This is a genomic window from Pseudomonas sp. S150 (genome assembly GCF_004526365.1).
Lineage (GTDB): Bacteria > Pseudomonadota > Gammaproteobacteria > Pseudomonadales > Pseudomonadaceae > Aquipseudomonas > Aquipseudomonas putida_A.
Map to the genome: position 1 here is coordinate 915,491 of NZ_CP038207.1, position 17,573 is coordinate 933,063.

Genomic DNA, 17,573 nt, shown 5'->3' on the forward strand with positions numbered 1-17,573 from the left:
AGAGGCTTATGAGAATTTAATCAGTTGATAGCTTAACGATAAATTCCATTTTTCCCGTGTGCAGGTGTCGCTTTGTTACTCCGCACGCTGATCATCTGCTTGATATCGATCCACTCGATGCCTTGCGCCTTGAGCTTCGGCAATTCACGTTCCAGCACCGCCAACGTCTGCGGGTAAGGGTGGCCGATCATCACTGCCGAGCCCTGCTTGCGGGCCAGGCTGATCGCCGTCTGCAGCTGGTTGAAAATGGCGGCTTCGGTGCGTTCGTCATCGAGAAACACATCGCGCGAAACACTCGCCAGATCGATCTTCTGTGCTTGCTGCGCCGCCACGGTCTGCGCGCTGGTGCGGCTGTCGACGAAGAACTTGTGCCGACGCTGCAACTCGCCCATCAGCCACGCCATCGCCACCGGCTGGGCGGTCATGCGACTGCCCATGTGGTTGTTGATGCCCGCGGTGTAAGGGACCATTTTGAACGCGGCGTCGAGGCGCTTTTGCAGCTCTTCGAGCGGCAGTTCGGGGTGCCAGGCGTACGGACCGGTGGCCGGATCCATCGGCATGTGCAGGATCACGATCTTGCCGGCGCGATGGGCTTCGCGGGCGAATTCGGTGGCGTGCGGGGTGTCGGGCATGATCGCCGTGGTCACTGGGCCGGGCAGAGCCAGCACACGGCGATCCCGGGGCAGGTTCTGCCCCAGGTCGTCGATGATCAGCGTCAGGTAGGCTTTTGGCGGTGGCGTCCTGGCGGGTTCTGCGTGAGCAGCACCCGCCAGACAGCACAGCAGGACGAAGAGCAAACGCAAAGACATCCTCAACGGCCGGACGTGATGCTCAAGCCCTTAAGCAGGCTCAGGGCCTGGGCCAACTGGTAATCGTCATCCTGCGGCATGGCCTTGGCCTTGGTGCCGGAACCGGTCGGCTTGTCTGCGCCGCCGTTGCCGTTGCCCAGGTGGCCTTGCAGGTCGGCTTCCTTGAAGTAATCGCCGTCCGCTTCGTTGGTGATCTTGGCCTTGCGCACTTCGATGTCCGGGACGATGCCCTGGGCCTGGATCGAGCGGCCGTTCGGCGTGAAGTACAGTGCCGTGGTGATCTTCAGCGCGCGGTCGTTGTTCAGCGGCAGCACGGTTTGCACCGAGCCTTTGCCGAAACTGGTGGTGCCCATGACTACCGCGCGTTTCTGATCCTGCAGGGCGCCGGCGACGATTTCCGAAGCCGAGGCGCTGCCACCGTTGATCAGCACGACCATCGGCACCGCTTCGCTTTCGTCTTTGCCGGTGGCGGAGAAGCGCAGTTCGGAGTTGGCGATCCGGCCTTTGGTGTAGACGATCAGGCCTTTCTTGATGAAGTGGTCGACCACTTCCACTGCCGCCTGCAACACGCCGCCCGGGTTGTTGCGCAGGTCGAGGATGATGCCGTTGAGCTTTTTGCCGTTGTCCTTGCGCAGCTTGGCCAGGGCCTTGGAGACCTCTTCGCCGGTCTTGACCTGGAACTGGGTGATGCGGATGTAGCCGTAGCCCGATTCCAGCAGCTGCGCCTTGACGCTCTTCACCTGAATCACGGCGCGGGCCAGGGTCACGTCGAACGGCGTGCCACCGTCGCGCACCAGGGTCAGGGTGATTTTCTGACCGATCTTGCCGCGCATCTTGTCCACGGCTTCGGTCATGGTCTGGCCGCGAGTTGGCGCACCGTTGATCTTGACGATGAAGTCACCGGCCTGGATGCCAGCCTTCGACGCCGGGGTGTCGTCGATCGGCGAGACGACCTTGATGAAACCGTCTTCGGAGCCGACTTCGATGCCCAGGCCGCCGAATTCGCCGCTGGTGCTTTCCTGCAGTTCGGTGAAGTCTTCAGGGCCGAGATACGCGGAGTGCGGATCGAGGTTGCTGAGCATGCCCTTGATCGCGTTTTCCAGCAGGGTCTTGTCATCCACCGGCTCGACATACGCCGCCTTGATCCGGTCCATGACCTCGGCAAAGGTGCGCAACTCTTCCAGCGGCAACGGGGCCTTGGCGGTCGCGGCAGTGCCTGCCGGAGCGACGGCCGGGGCCGGTTGAGCGGCGAACGCCAGAGGCGCGCCGATCACCAGGGCGATCGTCAGGGCCAGCGAGGTAAGGCGGGACAAATGCAGCATGTCGAACGAACTCCTGAATTAGGCGACGCGCTTATCCTTGCGCGTGGCACCATTGCGCCGGATCACTCGGGTGACCCTGCTGACGAATTGCGAAATACAGCGCTGGTGTGTCCTGACCGCCACTGTTACCCACAGTGGAGATCGACTCACCGGCTTTTACCACGTCACCGGCCGACTTGAGCAGTGTCTGGTTGTGACCGTAAAGACTCAGATAACCATTGCCGTGATCAAGGATCACCAGCAGCCCGGCGCCACGCAACCAGTCGGCGAACACCACACGCCCGCCATGCACGGCATGCACTTGGCTGCCGGCAGCGGCGCTGATCATCACGCCATCCCACTTGGTGCGGGCATCGTCGCCACGGCTTTCGCCGAAGCGTGCCAGCAATCGACCATCAACCGGCCACGGAAGTTTTCCCCGGGTTGCAGCAAAAGGGCCACCGAAGGTCTCACCGCTGCTGGACACCAGCGCGCCGGGGGTTGATTTGACGGTTTTTCGTGGGGCGTCGCTGTTTTCAGCCTGCGCCTCACGCAAACGCTTTTTTTCCGCTTCCTGCTGGGCGATCAGCGCTTTCTGCCGCGCTTCTTCTGCCTCACGGGCCTGACGGGCCAGGGTTTCTTCAATGGTTTTAAGGACTTTAGACAGGTCTGCCTGATCCTGCTCGCGGGCGGCCAGTTTCTGGTCGCGGGCTTTCACGTCATCGTTGAGCTTGGCGAGGACTTGCTGGCGCTCCTTGCGGACTTTTTCCAGCTCGTCGCGCTGGCTGTCGAGGCTGCTTTTCTGCACCAGCAATTGCGCCTGCTGCATGGCGATGTCTTTTTCGACATTGGCCAGTTGGCGCAGGGTTTCGTTGAAGTTCTTCAACTGCTCCAGGCGGGCCTGGCTCAGGTAATCGTAATAGGTGAGGGTGCGGGCGAATTTCTCGGGATTCTGCTGATTGAGCAGCAGCTTGAGGTATTCCTGACGGCCGTTCTGGTAGGCCGCTCGGGCCTGGATGGCGATCAGTCGCTGTTGTTCAGTGCGCGCGCTCTGGAGTTTTTTTTTCTCCGCATCGAGTCGCTGCAGCTCGGATTCGCTTTTCTTCAGCTCTTTTTGCAGGGCATCGACCTGCTTCTCGAGCTTGCCCATCTCGGTCTCGGTGCCCTTGAGCTCTTTCTGCACACCGGACTTTTCTTCCTGCAGCTTGCCCAGCAGCTTTTTCAGCTCGGCAATGTCCTGACGCGTGGCATCCAGCTGCTGTTGGGTTTGCGCGCGCTCGTCAGCGAAGGCCGGTTGGAGCAGGCAGGTCAGAGCGAGGGCGATCAGGACGCGGAGCATAGAGGCGGGCGGCACCAGGGTAATGGACGGCCTAGTATGCCCGCCCGAGGCTGCAAAAAAAACGCCCAATTGGGCTTGTGTGATAACTGGCTGGAGATACAGCTGAAAATAATCTTTGAAGCCACCATAAACAAATGTAGGAGTGAGCCTGCTCGCGATGGTGTTCTCACATTCAACAGAGTAGTCGACTGTCAGATTGCTATCGCGAGCAGGCTCACTCCTACAGGGTTTTGCGGCGTTTTATGGATTCGTTCAGACCAGAATCGAGGTACCAGTCATTTCCGCCGGTTTCTCCAGACCCAACAGCATCAGCATGGTCGGTGCCACGTCCGCCAGTACGCCGCCTTCACGGACCGTGAGGTCACGCTTGCCGACATAAATGAACGGCACCGGCTCGGTGGTGTGCGCGGTGTGCGCCTGGTGGGTTTCTTCATCGGCCATTTTTTCGACGTTGCCGTGGTCGGCGGTGATCAACGCTTCGCCGCCAACCTTTTCCAGCGCCTCGACGATGCGTCCGACGCAGGTGTCCAGGCATTCCACGGCTTTTACCGCAGCGTCGAACACGCCGCTGTGGCCGACCATGTCGCCGTTGGCGTAGTTGACCACGATCACGTCGTAACGCTGATGCTCGATGGCGTCGACGATGCGGTCGGTGACCTCGGGTGCACTCATTTCCGGTTGCAGGTCGTAGGTGGCGACTTTCGGCGACGGGATCAGGATGCGCTCTTCACCCGGGAACGGCTCTTCGCGGCCGCCAGAGAAGAAGAAGGTCACGTGCGCGTATTTTTCGGTTTCGGCGATGCGCAGCTGAGTCTTGCCGTTTTTTGCCAGGTAGTCGCCAAGCACGTTTTCCAGGCTGCCCGGAGCAAAGGCTGCAGGGGCTGGAATGCTGGCGGCGTATTGGGTCAAGCCCACGTACTGCACTTTTGGCTGGCGCGCTCGCTCGAATTCCTTGAAATCGTCTTCGACAAATACTCGGCTCAGCTCGCGGGCACGATCGGCGCGGAAGTTCATGAACACCACGGCGTCGCCGTCTTCGACCTTGACCGGCTCGCCGATGGTGGTGGCTTTGACGAATTCGTCGCTCTCGCCACGGGCGTAGGCGGCGTCGAGGCCTTCCTGAGCGGTGGCGGCGTTGAATTCGGCGTTGCCGTCGACGATCAGGTTGTAGGCCTGAGATACGCGGTCCCAACGGTTGTCACGGTCCATCGCGAAGTAGCGACCGATGAGGCTGGCGATGCGGCCCTTGCCGAGCGCCTGGAAGGTCGCGTCGAGCAGTTCGATTGACGACGCGGCGCTTTTCGGTGGCGTGTCGCGACCGTCGAGGAAGGCGTGCAGGTAGATTTTCTCGGCGCCGCGCTTGAAGGCCAGTTCGGCCATGGCGATCAGGTGATCCTGGTGGCTGTGCACGCCGCCATCGGACAGCAGACCCATGAAATGCACGGCTTTGCCGGCGGCCACGGCTTTATCCACGGCAGCGCAGATGGTCGGGTTGTCGAAGAACTCACCGTCGCGGATCGCTTTGGTCACGCGAGTGAAGTCCTGATACACCACGCGCCCGGCGCCGAGGTTCATGTGGCCGACTTCGGAGTTGCCCATCTGGCCGTCCGGCAGGCCGACGTCCATGCCGCTGCCCGAGATCAGGCCGTTCGGCACCGTGGCCCACAGACGATCGAGCACAGGCTTCTTCGCCGCATACACGGCATTGGATTCGTGGCTGTCACTGTGACCGAAGCCGTCGAGAATCATCAGGACCAAAGGTTTAGGCGTGGTAGTCATGGAATCCACTCGTGGCTAATAAAGAAGAGGGCGATGGAAAAGGGAGTGGCGAGTTTAATGCTTAGTTCCGACCACGTCACCGCCGGACGGGGTTTGGCCCACCATAGTGGCTGTGTATACTGGCCGACATTTTAACGCCCTGGAACCTCCTTCGATGGTTGCTCACCTGATTGAATTTGCCACTAACCACTACATTCTTGTCGGTATCTTCGTCGTACTGCTGGCTCTGCTGCTGGCGCACACGATGCAGGGCGGCGGTAAAAGCCTGAGCACCGGCGAACTGACCGCACTGGTCAACAAGGACGCAGGCGTGGTGGTTGACATCCGTCCGGCGAAAGATTACGCCGCCGGCCATATCGTTGGCGCGATCAACATTCCTCAAGACAAGCTGGCTGCGCGTACCGGCGAGCTGGAAAAGCACAAGGCCAAGACCATCATTCTGGTCGACGCCCTGGGCCAGACCGCTGGCACCCACGCTCGCGAGCTGATGAAGTCCGGCTTCACTGCCGCCAAGCTGTCCGGCGGGATTTCCAGCTGGAAAGGCGACAACCTGCCGCTGGTGAAGTGATATGAGCGAAGTCATCGTCTACTCCAGCGATTACTGCCCTTATTGCGTGCGAGCCAAGCAATTGCTCGTGAACAAAGGTGTGGCCTTCGAAGAGATCAAGGTCGATGGCAAGCCGCAGATTCGTGCTGCCATGAGCCAGAAGGCCGGACGCACGTCCGTGCCGCAGATCTGGATCGGCGAAAAGCACATCGGCGGTTGTGATGATTTGTATGCCCTGGAGCGCGCCGGCAAGCTCGACGCGCTGCTCAAGGCCTGAACGGCTGCACCCACGTACAGCAATCCCTAAAAGACCCAAGATCAGAAAGGATCTGAGATGACTGACCAACAGAACACTGCAGCCAGCGAAGAAGAAACCGCACCGCAATTCTCCTTGCAGCGCATCTACGTACGCGATCTGTCCTTCGAAGCCCCGAAAAGCCCGGCGATCTTCCGCCAGCAGTGGGACCCGACCGTCGGCCTGGACCTGAACACTCGTCAGAAAGAGCTGGAAGGCGATTTCTACGAAGTCGTGTTGACCCTGTCCGTGACCGTGAAAAACGGCGACGAAGTGGCCTTCATCGCTGAAGTGCAACAGGCCGGTATCTTCCTGATCAAGAACCTCGATGCGGCTTCGATGAGCCATACTCTGGGTGCGTTCTGCCCGAACATCCTGTTCCCGTACGCTCGCGAAACCCTGGACAGCCTGGTGACCCGTGGTTCGTTCCCGGCCCTGATGCTGGCGCCGGTGAACTTCGACGCTCTGTACGCACAAGAACTGCAGCGCATGCAGGAAGCTGGCGAGACGCCGACCGTTCAGTAAGTATCTGAGCGACGACGCAAGTCCAATGTGGGAGCGGGCTTGCTCGCGAAAGCGCAGTGTCAGGCGACATCAATGTCATCTGATCCGACGCCTTCGCGAGCAAGCCCGCTCCCACATTTGTTATGTGCACTTATTTGAAGTCGTTCTGCCGCCACGCTTCGTACACGGCCACCGCCACGGTGTTGGACAGGTTCAGGCTGCGGCAGCCTTCACGCATCGGCAGACGCAGGCGCTGTTCGGCGGGCAGGGCGTCGAGCACTTCCGGCGGCAGGCCACGGCTTTCCGGGCCGAAGATGAACGCATCGCCCGGGACGAACGCGGCGTCGTGAAACGGCCGCGAGCCCTTGGTGGTGAACGCGAACAGCCGTGGGTTGCCGAGGCTTTCCAGGCAACTGGCGAGGTCGGCGTGGCGCTGCAACGTGGCATATTCGTGGTAGTCGAGACCGGCCCGGCGCAAGCGCTTGTCGTCCATCTCGAAACCCAGCGGTTCGATCAAATGCAGGTGGCAGCCGCTGTTGGCGCACAGCCTGATAACGTTGCCGGTGTTCGGCGGAATTTCTGGTTGAAAAAGGATGACGTGAAACATGCACGGCTCCGAAGGTAAAGATGACGCGCATTCTACGCCGCAAGCCGACCCGCGTTCGAAACTATTCCCGCGGGTGATCGGTTCGCTGGCGATTGTCGGCGTGATGGTCGGTTTGATGATCGGTCGCCTGACCACGCCGGACCCCAGCGTGCTGCAGCAGGTCGACGTGACCGGTGACGGCCTGGTGGTGTGGTTCAACAACGAACCGAAGCTGCACGGTGAAATCATCGATGGCACCGTGGCCCTGTTGTTTCAGGCAGAGGGCAAGGCGCAAAAGGGTCAGCTCAAGCTCAACGGCAAGGACGTGAACTGGCGAACGCGCGTGAGTGACGGTGGGTTGTTGCTGACGGTGCTGGCGGCGCGGCCGCTGCAAGGGGAGTGGGCCGGGAGCAAGGTCGATGACCGCTGGCGGCTGGAGATCCATCTCCGGGAGCAATAAAAGCGGGAATCCCCGGCCTGCCTGTACCAGGGCTCCCAAAACGGGGTGGACTTCGCTGAGAGCGTCGGTCCGGTGTAAAGAGGGAACCCCCGGCCTGCCTGTACCAAGGATCCCAAAAGGATGGGTTCGCCGCGTTGCGGTTTGAACCCGGTGTAAAGAGGGGAATCCCCGGCCTGCCTGTACCAAGGTCCCCGAAACGGGTGGTGAATCGAATCACCTGTGAGGGTTATTGCAGGGCGCGTGCCAGTTTTAGTATTTCGAAACAGAAAAAAGATTCAGATGCGCGAAAGCCCCATAAATCGGGGCTTTCGAGTTTTTACTGGTCGGTTTTTTCAGTCTTGCCTGGATGGTTTTTGCACCGGCTGCGATGCCCGATCACGGGTCAAAGTGCATTAGGTTGGTGCACGGCGGGGCCACTGTGGGAGCGGGCTTGCTCGCGAAGGCGTCGCGTCAGTCACTGATACGTTTCATGAACAGCGCTTTCGTGAGCAACCCACTCTCAGAGGGGGCGTGGTTGATCAGCCCTCATCCCCCTCATCATCATCCCCACCGTCCACCTTCATCCCCAATTCCTTGATCTTGCGCGTCAGGGTATTACGCCCCCAGCCGAGCAATACCGCCGCATCACGCCGGCGACCGGCCGTATGCTTCAGTGCGGTCTCGATCATGATCCGCTCGAACGCCGGCACCGCGCTGTCGAGCAGGCTCGACTGGCCACGGGCCAACGCTTGATCGGCCCACTGGCGCAGCGCCTGCTCCCAGTTGGTCACTGGCGCCGAGTCCTGCGGCAGGCTCAGCAATTCCGGTGGCAGGTCACTGATGTGCACTTCGCGCCCGGAGGCCATCACGGTGATCCAGCGGCAGGTGTTCTCCAGCTGCCGCACGTTGCCCGGCCATGGCAGGTTCTTCAGGTATTCCTCGGTCTCGCTTTTCAGCAGCTTCGGCTCCACCGCCAGTTCTTGCGCAGCGCGGCTGAGGAAGTGCTTGGCCAGGGTCGGGATGTCTTCGCGACGATCAGACAGACGCGGGATGTGGATGCGGATCACGTTGAGGCGGTGGAACAAGTCCTCACGGAATTTCCCGGCATGCACCAGGGTTTCCAGATTCTGGTGAGTTGCAGCAATGATCCGCACGTCGACCTTGACCGGCACATGCCCGCCAACGCGATAGAACTCGCCGTCGGCCAGCACCCGCAGCAAACGGGTCTGGGTATCGGCCGGCATGTCGCCGATTTCGTCGAGGAACAGCGTGCCGCCGTCAGCCTGTTCGAAGCGTCCGCGACGCAGGTTGGCCGCGCCAGTGAATGCGCCTTTCTCGTGGCCGAACAGCTCGGATTCCATCAGGTCCTTGGGGATCGCCGCCATGTTCAGCGCGATGAACGGCGAGGCCGCGCGCGGGCTGTGGCGGTGCAGGGCGTGGGCCACCAGTTCTTTACCGGTGCCGGATTCGCCGTTGATCAGCACGGTGATGTTGGAGTGGCTCAAGCGGCCGATGGCGCGAAACACCTCCTGCATCGCCGGCGCTTCGCCGATGATTTCCGGAGTGCGGGTCAGCGCCGGCACCACTTCCAGGCCTTGCTGCTCTTGCGCATGCTGATTGGCGCGCTTGACCAGCGATACCGCCTCGTCGACGTCGAACGGCTTCGGCAGGTATTCGAAAGCGCCGCCCTGATAAGACGCAACGGCGCTGTCGAGGTCGGAGTGCGCGGTCATGATGATCACTGGCAGCCGTGGGTGCTGTTCGCGGATACGTGCCAGCAGGTCGAGGCCACTGGCGCCCGGCATGCGGATGTCGGAAATGATCACATCAGGCTGCTGACGGGCCAGACGACTCATCACGCCATCGGCGCTGTCGAAGCTCTGCGTGGTCATGCCTTCCTGCTGCAAGGCCTTTTCCAGAACCCAACGGATAGAACGGTCGTCATCGACGATCCACACGGTTTCACTACGGCTCATGTCGATGTGGCTCCTTGTTCCAGTGGCAGAAAGATCGAGAACGTGGTGTGGCCGGGGTGGCTGTCACACTCGATCAGGCCCTGGTGCTGGCTGATGATGTTCTGGGTGATGGCCAGGCCCAGCCCGGTACCGTCCGGGCGGCCGCTGACCATGGGAAAGAAGATGGTTTCCTGAAGTTCTGCAGGGATCCCCGGGCCGTTGTCGATGATCTCGATTTTTGTCACCAGGCGATGGCGGACGTGGCCGATGGTGAACTGGCGCATGGTCCGGGTGCGCAGGCTGATGCGGCCCAGACGCAGCTCGTTCTGGCTGCTGATCGCCTGCATGGCGTTGCGCACGATGTTCAGTACGGCCTGAATCATTTGTTCGCGGTCGATCAATACGTCGGGAATGCTCGGGTCGTAGTCGCGCACCAAGGTGATGCAGCCCTGGCTTTCCGCTTCGACCAGTTGGCAGACGCGTTCGAGCACTTCGTGAACGTTGCACAACGCCAGCGACGGCAGCTTGTTCGAGCCGAGCATGCGGTCGACCAGATTGCGCAGACGGTCGGCCTCTTCAATGATCACGTTGGTGTAGTCGCGCAGGCTGTCTTCCGGCAATTCGCGGGCCAGCAACTGCGCGGCGCCACGGATGCCCCCGAGCGGGTTCTTGATCTCGTGGGCGAGACCACGCACCAGCATTTTGCTGGTTTCCTGCTTGGACAGTTGCGCCTCTTCCTTGGTGATCCGCAGCAGGCGATCACGTGGGTGCACCTCAAGCAAAAGCATGGTCGCGCCGTTGCTGAGGATCGGCGTCACTGCGTAGTCCACGGTCAGGGTCTGGCCGGTGAGGGCAGTGAGCATCGCTTCGCGCTTGGTGAAAGGGTGTGCCTGTTCGACCGCCTGACGCAGCGAGTTGAGCGCCTCGGTGGACTCGGTGAACAACTCGCTGATGAACTGCCCATGGCTGCGCTGACCGCTGATGGCCAGCAGCATCTCGGCCGCCGGGTTCATGTATTCGAGGCGCAGTTCGGCGTCGAGCAGGATGGTGGCGGTGGTCAGGTTGTCGAGCAGCAAACGGTGGATTGCGTCGCTAATAGTCATCGGAGCCTCTTTTGGGGGCGGAGCGTGCGCAAGAAGCAGGCGTCGTTAAACGGAAAATGCAAAAACCAAACCAAGGCTCCGAAAAGAAGCGTTCAACCCGTGAAACAGGCGTTTGACGCTCGTTTGCGTGGCAGGATGCCAGCTCGAACGGGAAGTTTCGAACCAAAATGGGTTGGAATCTGGGTACGGTGCAGCCTATTGCACCAATATAGTGCGTAAAGCTGAATGGCGTTAGAAGAAGCGCAGGAAGGGATTTTTTTCTTCGGCGGGTTTGTCTTTCAGCGGACATTCCGGGCGCACGCCGTAGTCCTCGCTGACGCAGGGTTTGACCTGGCGTTTCTGCGCCAGCGAGATGCGCAGCATGTGGAACGGCTGGTTGGCGGTGCGCTCGACAGTGCGACCCTGCTCATCAAGGATTTCCACCGACAGGTTGTGACTGCCGCGGTCGATGTTGCTCAGCGGGAATACCGGACTCAGTCCCGGCTCGCCAGTGGCCTGGCCGTCCAGCAGCAGGCGATAGCGATGGCCCTGCTGTAAGCCAGGTTCGCTGGTGACACTGACGATCACCTCGCCCGCGCTGCTGCGAAGGGTCGCATCCGGCTCGGGGATCAGGATGCGCAGCATGTCGTAGTGAAACGGTGGTTGTTCCGCGACCTTTTTCGCAGTGCTGATTGGTACAGCAGCCGTAGGGTTGGCTGACATGCGATTGCTGGTGGCGATAGGTACGCGCTTGGCGTTGCCGCGCGGCTGGTCGGTGTAGACGCGATTGCCCTGCGCGTCGACATAGGTGAAGACCTCTGCCGAAACGGGCAGGGCGAACAGGCACAGGATCAGCCAGAAAATTCTCACGGCTTGTGCACCCGCTGTACGGTGAACACCACCGCCGGGCTCTGCTGGATGATCGCTTCGCCGTCGATCACCTGCACCGCGAGACGATGCTCGCCACGATCGACATTCACCAGTTGCAGGATCGGTACGTTGCTCGGCTGGCCGTAAGGCGCGTCGTCCAGGATCAGCCTTAATTGGTGCGGTGCCTGCAGGCGCGGCTTGATCAGCACATTGACAGTGAAGGTGCCGTTGTTGGCGCGCAGCGCTTCTTCGCTGGGCAGGCCGGTCAGCTCCAGCACCTCGTAGGCACTGCGTGCCGCGGGGCGTGTGTCGGTGCTTGAAGGCGCTGGCGCGCTCGGTGCCTGTGGCTCGACGCGGTTGAGTGGCGGCAACTCGACCGGCTGCGCCTGAACACCGTCCGGCGAGTGATCGCTGTAAGCCGTGTTGCCATTGGCATCGGTGTACTTGTAGATCTGCGCGGCGGCGGGCAGGGCGATCAGCAGCAGGATGTAGAGAAAGGTGCGACCCATGAAATCGACCGGGAAAGAAAGCGATGGGGTGCAGCATAGGCCAGGTGCGGCGGTTGGCCCAACCCGGGACATATCCGGAGATCATTCAGACGCCAAAAATCCCTGTGGGAGTGGGCTTGCTCGCGAATGCGGTCGGTCATTGAAGGTGATGGTGGCTGACACGACGCCTTCGCGAGCAAGCCCGCTCCCACAGGGGTTTTGCGTAGTTTCATAAATCGTGGGCAATAAAAAGGCCTCCCGAAGGAGGCCTCTTTTTGTCACGCCGCGTAGCGCGGCGCTACCGGATCAGCAGCTGTAGTACAGCTCATATTCCAGTGGGTGTACGAAGGTGCGGACTTTGATTTCCTCTTCGGATTTCAGCGCGATGTAAGCGTCGATGAAGTCGTCGGAGAACACGCCGCCCTTGGTCAGGAACGCACGGCCCTTGTCCAGCTCTTCCAGGGCTTCTTTCAGGCTGCCGCAAACTTGTGGGATCTCTTTCGCCTCTTCAGGCGGCAGGTCGTACAGGTTTTTGTCAGCGGCATCGCCTGGGTGGATCTTGTTCTGGATACCGTCCAGACCGGCCATCAGCAGTGCTGCGAAAGCCAGGTACGGGTTGGCAGCCGGATCCGGGAAGCGTGCTTCGATACGACGGCCGCGTGGGCTGTTGACGTAAGGAATACGGATCGAGGCGGAACGGTTGCGGGCCGAGTAGGCCAGCATTACCGGCGCTTCGAAACCTGGCACCAGACGCTTGTAGGAGTTGGTAGCCGGGTTGGTGAAGCCGTTCAGGGCCTTACCGTGCTTGATGATACCGCCGATGAAGTACAGGGCGGTTTCGGACAGGCCGGCATAGCCTTCGCCAGCGAAGGTGTTCTTGCCGTCTTTGGCGATGGACATGTGTACGTGCATGCCCGAGCCGTTGTCGCCGTACAGTGGCTTCGGCATGAAGGTCGCAGTGCGGCCGTAAGCGTCGGCAACGTTGTGGACAACGTATTTCAGAGTCTGAACTTCGTCAGCTTTCTTCACCAGGGTGTTGAACTTGACACCGATTTCGTTCTGACCGGCAGTCGCCACTTCGTGGTGGTGAACTTCAACGGTCTGGCCCATCTCTTCCAGTGCGTTGCACATGGCAGTACGGATTTCGTGGTCGTGGTCGAACGGCGGAACCGGGAAGTAGCCGCCTTTGATGCCAGGACGGTGGCCTTTGTTGCCGCCTTCGATGTCCTGGTCGGACATCCACGAGCCTTGTTCGGAGTAGATCTTGAACATCGAGCCGGAGATGTCGGACTTGAACTTCACTTCGTCGAAGATGAAGAATTCTGGCTCGGGACCGGCGAAGACGGTGTCACCGATACCGGTGGTCTTCAGGTATTCCTCGGCGCGGTGAGCGATGGCGCGCGGGTCGCGATCGTAACCTTGCATGGTCGACGGTTCGATGATGTCGCAAACCAGGATCAGGGTTGCGTCTTCGGTGAACGGATCGAGAACGGCAGTATCGTCGTCCGGCAGCAGGATCATGTCGGAGGCTTCGATGCCTTTCCAGCCAGCGATGGAGGAACCGTCGAACATCTTGCCGACTTCGAAGAAGTCGTCTTCCAGCGCATCGCGAGCCGGCATGGTCACGTGGTGCTGAGTGCCTTTGGTGTCCGTGAAGCGCAGATCAATCCACTTGACGTCATGATCTTTGATGAGTTGAACCGACTTCGACATAGTGTCCTCCGGGTGGCTTAGGGCTTGGTAGTGGATGCCCTTAATAGGGGTGATGCCGGCGCAGATACTCTGCCAAGGCAACCTGCCTCACAAGGGAGCAAATTGCATGCCAGTGCCCCAGCATGGGTTTTTTGCCCCAATTTCACGCTTTGAGCACTGCAAAGCGACGTAAAGGCGAAAATCTCGCCCCTTAATGTAGCGCTTCAAATCAGAAATGACCCGTTTTGGTGCAAGTGAAACCTTCTGCATATTAACTGGTTAAACCTTGAGCAATTTCCGCTATAATCCGCGCCCCCCTTTTTCGGCTGGCCCTGCGCGCGCTGTTTTCATGAAACTAATCGTAAAAGTCTTCCCCGAGATCACCATCAAAAGCCGCCCTGTCCGGATGCGTTTCATCCGCCAGCTGGCCAAGAACATCCGTGCCGTGCTCCGCGATCTGGACCCGGCCGTGGTGGTGAACGGTGTGTGGGACAATCTCGAGCTGGAAACCCGCGTTACCGACCCCAAAGCCTTGAAAGAGATGGGTGAGCGCCTGACCTGCACCCCGGGTGTCGCGCATTTTCTGCAGATCGACGAGTACCCGCTGGGCGACTTCGACGACATCACCGAGAAGTGCAAACAGCACTACGGCGATGTACTGGCCGGGAAGATTTTCTCGGTGCGCTGCAAGCGTGCCGGCAAGCACCCGTTCAGCTCGATGGACGTCGAAAAATACGTCGGCAGCAAGCTGCGTCGTGAGTGCGGAGCCGCCGGAATCGACCTCAAAGACCCGGAAATCGAAGTTCGCATCGAAGTTCGCGACCAACGGTTGTTTGTCATCCACAGCCAGCACAACGGCATCGGCGGTTACCCGCTCGGCGCCCTGGAGCAGACGCTGGTATTGATGTCCGGCGGCTTTGACTCGACGGTTGCCGCTTACCAGATCATGCGTCGCGGCCTGATGGCGCATTTCTGCTTCTTCAATCTCGGCGGGCGTGCCCACGAATTGGGCGTGATGGAAGTCGCGCATTTCATCTGGAAGAAGTACGGCAGCTCGCAACGCGTGCTATTTGTCAGTGTTCCGTTCGAAGAAGTGTTGGGCGAAATTCTCGGCAAAGTCGATAACAGTCATATGGGCGTCGTATTGAAGCGTATGATGTTGCGCGCATCGTCGGCCATCGCCGACCGGCTGCACATCGACGCGCTGGTCACCGGCGAAGCGATCTCCCAGGTATCGAGCCAGACGCTGCCGAACCTGTCGGTGATCGACTGCGTGACCGACAAACTGGTCCTGCGCCCACTGATCGTTGCGCACAAGCAGGACATCATCGACACGGCCAACGAGATCGGCACCGCCGATTTCGCCCGGCACATGCCGGAGTACTGCGGGGTCATCTCGGTCAATCCGAAGACTGCCGCCAAGCGCCACCGTGTTGAGCACGAAGAGAAAGAATTCGACATGGCGGTTCTCGAGCGTGCGCTCGAAAACGCCAAACTGGTGCCGATCGATCGAGTGATCGACGAATTGGGCCAGGACTTGCAGATCGAAGAAGTCGGCGAAGCGCTGGCCGGTCAGATCGTTATCGACATCCGTCACCCGGATGCGGCCGAGGATGACCCGCTGGAACTTGCCGGCATAGAAGTACAGACGATGCCGTTCTACGCAGTGAACGCTCGTTTCAAGGAGCTGGATCCGACTCGCCAGTACCTGCTGTATTGCGACAAAGGCGTGATGAGTCGCCTGCATGCTCACCATTTGCTCAGTGAGGGGCATGCCAATGTGCGCGTTTATCGACCGAGCTAAGTGCCCGGGGCTGTTTGCCTGTGGCCTGCGTCACCGGCCCCCCGACACCGCCGTCAAGCTGTAACGGCCATGCCGGACACTACTGTTAATCGCTGCCAAGACTTGTCAGCAAACCGAATCCTCTGATCGAGATACACAAGTGATCGAAAATCTACGTAACATCGCCATCATTGCCCACGTTGACCATGGTAAGACCACCCTGGTAGACAAACTCCTGCGTCAATCCGGCACTCTGGAGCGCAACGAGCTCAACGACGAGCGCGTGATGGACTCCAACGACCAGGAAAAAGAGCGCGGTATTACCATTCTGGCGAAAAACACCGCCATCAACTGGAACGGCTACCACATCAACATCGTGGACACCCCGGGCCACGCCGACTTCGGCGGCGAAGTAGAACGCGTAATGTCGATGGTTGACTCCGTTCTGCTGCTGGTTGACGCTCAAGACGGCCCTATGCCGCAAACCCGTTTCGTGACCAAGAAGGCGTTCGAAGCCGGCCTGCGTCCAATCGTGGTCATCAACAAGGTTGACCGTCCAGGCGCGCGTCCGGACTGGGTTCTGGACCAGATCTTCGACCTGTTCGACAACCTCGGTGCTACCGAAGAACAACTGGACTTCCAGGTTGTTTACGCTTCGGCCCTGAACGGCATCGCCGGTCTGGATCACACCGCCATGGGCGAAGACATGACTGCGCTGTACCAGGCAGTTGTCGACCACGTTCCGCCTCCGGCCGTTGACCGTGACGGTCCGTTCCAGATGCAGATCTCCGCTCTGGACTACAACAGCTTCCTGGGTGTTATCGGTGTTGGCCGTATCGCTCGTGGTCGCGTCAAGCCGAACACCCCGGTTGTCGCGATCAGCGCCGACGGCAAGCGCCGCAACGGTCGTATCCTGAAGCTGATGGGTCACCACGGTCTGCACCGCATTGACGTTGAAGAAGCAGCAGCCGGCGACATCGTCTGCATCAGCGGCTTCGACGAGCTGTTCATCTCCGACACCCTGTGCGACATCAACACCGTCGAGGCGATGAAGCCGCTGACCGTTGACGAGCCAACCGTTTCCATGACCTTCCAGGTAAACGATTCGCCATTCTGCGGTAAAGAAGGCAAGTTCGTGACCTCCCGTAACATCAAGGATCGTCTGGACAAAGAGCTGCTGTACAACGTTGCACTGCGCGTTGAAGAAGGCGACTCGGCTGACAAGTTCAAGGTTTCCGGCCGTGGTGAGCTGCACCTCTCGGTACTGATCGAAACCATGCGTCGCGAAGGCTTCGAGCTGGCCCTGGGCCGTCCTGAAGTGATCATCCGTGAAGTTGACGGCGTGAAGCAGGAACCGTTCGAAAACGTCACCATCGACATCCCTGAAGAATCGCAGGGCAAGGTCATGGAAGAGATGGGTCTGCGTAAGGGCGACCTGAGCAACATGGTGCCGGATGGCAAGGGCCGTGTTCGTCTGGAATACAACATCCCTGCTCGCGGTCTGATCGGTTTCCGTAACCAGTTCCTGACCCTGACCAACGGTGCTGGCATCCTGACCTCGATCTTCGATCGTTACGCGCCAGTGAAGTCGGGCCACATGTCCGGCCGTCAGAACGGCGTTCTGGTTTCGGTTGAAACCGGCAAGGCCCTGACCTACTCGCTGGAAACCCTGCAGGCTCGTGGCAAGCTGTTCGTAGAACACGGCCAGGAGATCTACAACGGTCAGATCGTTGGTCAGAACAGCCGCGACAACGACCTGGGTGTGAACCCTACCAAAGGCAAGAAGCTCGACAACATGCGTGCTTCGGGTAAAGACGAAACCATCGCTCTGGTACCACCTGTTCGCTTCACTCTGGAACAGGCTCTGGAATACATCCAGGAAGACGAGCTGTGCGAAGTCACGCCTAAGTCCATCCGTCTTCGCAAGAAGATCCTGGACGAAAGCGAGCGTACCCGCGCTGCCAAGAAAGCCAAGGCATAAGATTTAGCCCAGGCTGAAAAAAAACGCCCCCGGTCGCGAGACCGGGGGCGTTTTTGTTTGTCTGGGGGAAATGTGGATTGAGCCTTGAAGATCAAAAGCCCCTCACCCTAGCCCTCCCGAAAC

16 protein-coding genes are annotated in these 17,573 nt (G+C 59.9%); 6 read left to right on the forward strand and 10 right to left on the reverse strand.

The genetic code is table 11. The features are described from left to right. Positions 1–32: 32 nt before the first annotated feature. The 4 genes from E3Z29_RS04275 to gpmI form a co-directional block, all read right to left on the reverse strand. Complete coding sequence (locus tag E3Z29_RS04275; RefSeq protein ID WP_134785219.1) at positions 33–809, reverse strand: divergent polysaccharide deacetylase family protein; 777 nt, start codon at positions 807–809, stop codon at positions 33–35. Positions 810–811: 2 nt separating this feature from the next. Next, on the reverse strand, positions 812–2,131 hold the full coding sequence (locus tag E3Z29_RS04280; RefSeq protein ID WP_027611261.1) for a S41 family peptidase: 1,320 nt from the start codon (positions 2,129–2,131) through the stop codon (positions 812–814). Between the two features lie 31 nt (positions 2,132–2,162). Next, positions 2,163–3,449 (reverse strand): murein hydrolase activator EnvC, encoded by a 1,287-nt coding sequence (locus E3Z29_RS04285; protein ID WP_134785220.1) that lies wholly within the window; start codon positions 3,447–3,449, stop codon positions 2,163–2,165. A gap of 252 nt (positions 3,450–3,701) precedes the next feature. After that, the gene (gpmI, locus tag E3Z29_RS04290; RefSeq protein ID WP_098966757.1) at positions 3,702–5,228 is read right to left on the reverse strand and encodes a 2,3-bisphosphoglycerate-independent phosphoglycerate mutase; all 1,527 of its coding nucleotides are present in this window, start codon (positions 5,226–5,228) and stop codon (positions 3,702–3,704) included. Positions 5,229–5,382: 154 nt separating this feature from the next. Here gpmI and E3Z29_RS04295 point away from each other — a divergent pair, with 154 nt between their 5' ends. Genes E3Z29_RS04295 through secB form a run of 3 tightly spaced genes read left to right on the forward strand, consistent with a single transcriptional unit; the run spans position 5,383 to position 6,595 of the window. Further along, the gene (locus E3Z29_RS04295) at positions 5,383–5,796 is read left to right on the forward strand and encodes a rhodanese-like domain-containing protein (RefSeq protein ID WP_007961724.1); all 414 of its coding nucleotides are present in this window, start codon (positions 5,383–5,385) and stop codon (positions 5,794–5,796) included. A 1-nt stretch (position 5,797) separates the two neighbouring features. Further along, positions 5,798–6,052: a glutaredoxin 3 gene (grxC, locus tag E3Z29_RS04300; RefSeq protein ID WP_098966759.1), complete on the forward strand. Its 255-nt coding sequence runs from the start codon at positions 5,798–5,800 to the stop codon at positions 6,050–6,052. Positions 6,053–6,109: 57 nt separating this feature from the next. Further along, complete coding sequence (gene secB, locus E3Z29_RS04305) at positions 6,110–6,595, forward strand: protein-export chaperone SecB (RefSeq protein WP_027611264.1); 486 nt, start codon at positions 6,110–6,112, stop codon at positions 6,593–6,595. 130 nt (positions 6,596–6,725) lie between these two features. On the opposite strand, the gene E3Z29_RS04310 is transcribed toward secB, so the two are convergent. Then, positions 6,726–7,181 (reverse strand): tRNA (cytidine(34)-2'-O)-methyltransferase, encoded by a 456-nt coding sequence (locus E3Z29_RS04310; RefSeq protein ID WP_003220777.1) that lies wholly within the window; start codon positions 7,179–7,181, stop codon positions 6,726–6,728. Between E3Z29_RS04310 and E3Z29_RS04315 the strand changes: the two genes are divergently transcribed. Beyond that, positions 7,180–7,620, forward strand: coding sequence for a hypothetical protein (locus E3Z29_RS04315; RefSeq protein WP_098966760.1), 441 nt, complete (start codon positions 7,180–7,182; stop codon positions 7,618–7,620). The two genes, E3Z29_RS04310 and E3Z29_RS04315, sit on opposite strands and share 2 nt — an antisense overlap. 518 nt (positions 7,621–8,138) lie before the next feature. Here the strand turns inward: E3Z29_RS04315 and ntrC are convergent. The 5 genes from ntrC to glnA form a co-directional block, all read right to left on the reverse strand. Next, a complete protein-coding gene (gene ntrC, locus E3Z29_RS04320) occupies positions 8,139–9,575 on the reverse strand; it encodes a nitrogen regulation protein NR(I) (protein WP_007961729.1) in 1,437 nt (478 codons plus the stop codon). Then, positions 9,572–10,657 carry a nitrogen regulation protein NR(II) gene (glnL, locus tag E3Z29_RS04325; RefSeq protein ID WP_007961730.1) on the reverse strand — a complete coding sequence of 362 codons (1,086 nt, stop codon included), beginning with the start codon at positions 10,655–10,657 and terminating at the stop codon, positions 9,572–9,574. The genes ntrC and glnL overlap by 4 nt, the downstream gene beginning before the upstream one ends. A 231-nt stretch (positions 10,658–10,888) precedes the next feature. Further along, entirely contained in the window at positions 10,889–11,506 is a 618-nt protein-coding gene (locus E3Z29_RS04330; RefSeq protein WP_134785221.1) for a DUF4124 domain-containing protein, read from the reverse strand. Continuing rightward, the gene (locus tag E3Z29_RS04335; protein WP_134785222.1) at positions 11,503–12,015 is read right to left on the reverse strand and encodes a DUF4124 domain-containing protein; all 513 of its coding nucleotides are present in this window, start codon (positions 12,013–12,015) and stop codon (positions 11,503–11,505) included. The genes E3Z29_RS04330 and E3Z29_RS04335 overlap by 4 nt, the downstream gene beginning before the upstream one ends. Positions 12,016–12,300: 285 nt before the next feature. Continuing rightward, positions 12,301–13,707, reverse strand: a complete 1,407-nt coding sequence (glnA, locus tag E3Z29_RS04340; RefSeq protein WP_003220788.1) for a glutamate--ammonia ligase — start codon at positions 13,705–13,707, stop codon at positions 12,301–12,303. 328 nt (positions 13,708–14,035) lie between these two features. Here glnA and thiI point away from each other — a divergent pair, with 328 nt between their 5' ends. Together thiI and typA are read left to right on the forward strand one after the other, a co-directional pair. Then, positions 14,036–15,490 (forward strand): tRNA uracil 4-sulfurtransferase ThiI, encoded by a 1,455-nt coding sequence (thiI, locus tag E3Z29_RS04350; RefSeq protein WP_027611269.1) that lies wholly within the window; start codon positions 14,036–14,038, stop codon positions 15,488–15,490. 139 nt (positions 15,491–15,629) lie between these two features. After that, the gene (typA, locus tag E3Z29_RS04355; RefSeq protein ID WP_007961739.1) at positions 15,630–17,450 is read left to right on the forward strand and encodes a translational GTPase TypA; all 1,821 of its coding nucleotides are present in this window, start codon (positions 15,630–15,632) and stop codon (positions 17,448–17,450) included. Positions 17,451–17,573 lie beyond the last annotated feature (123 nt).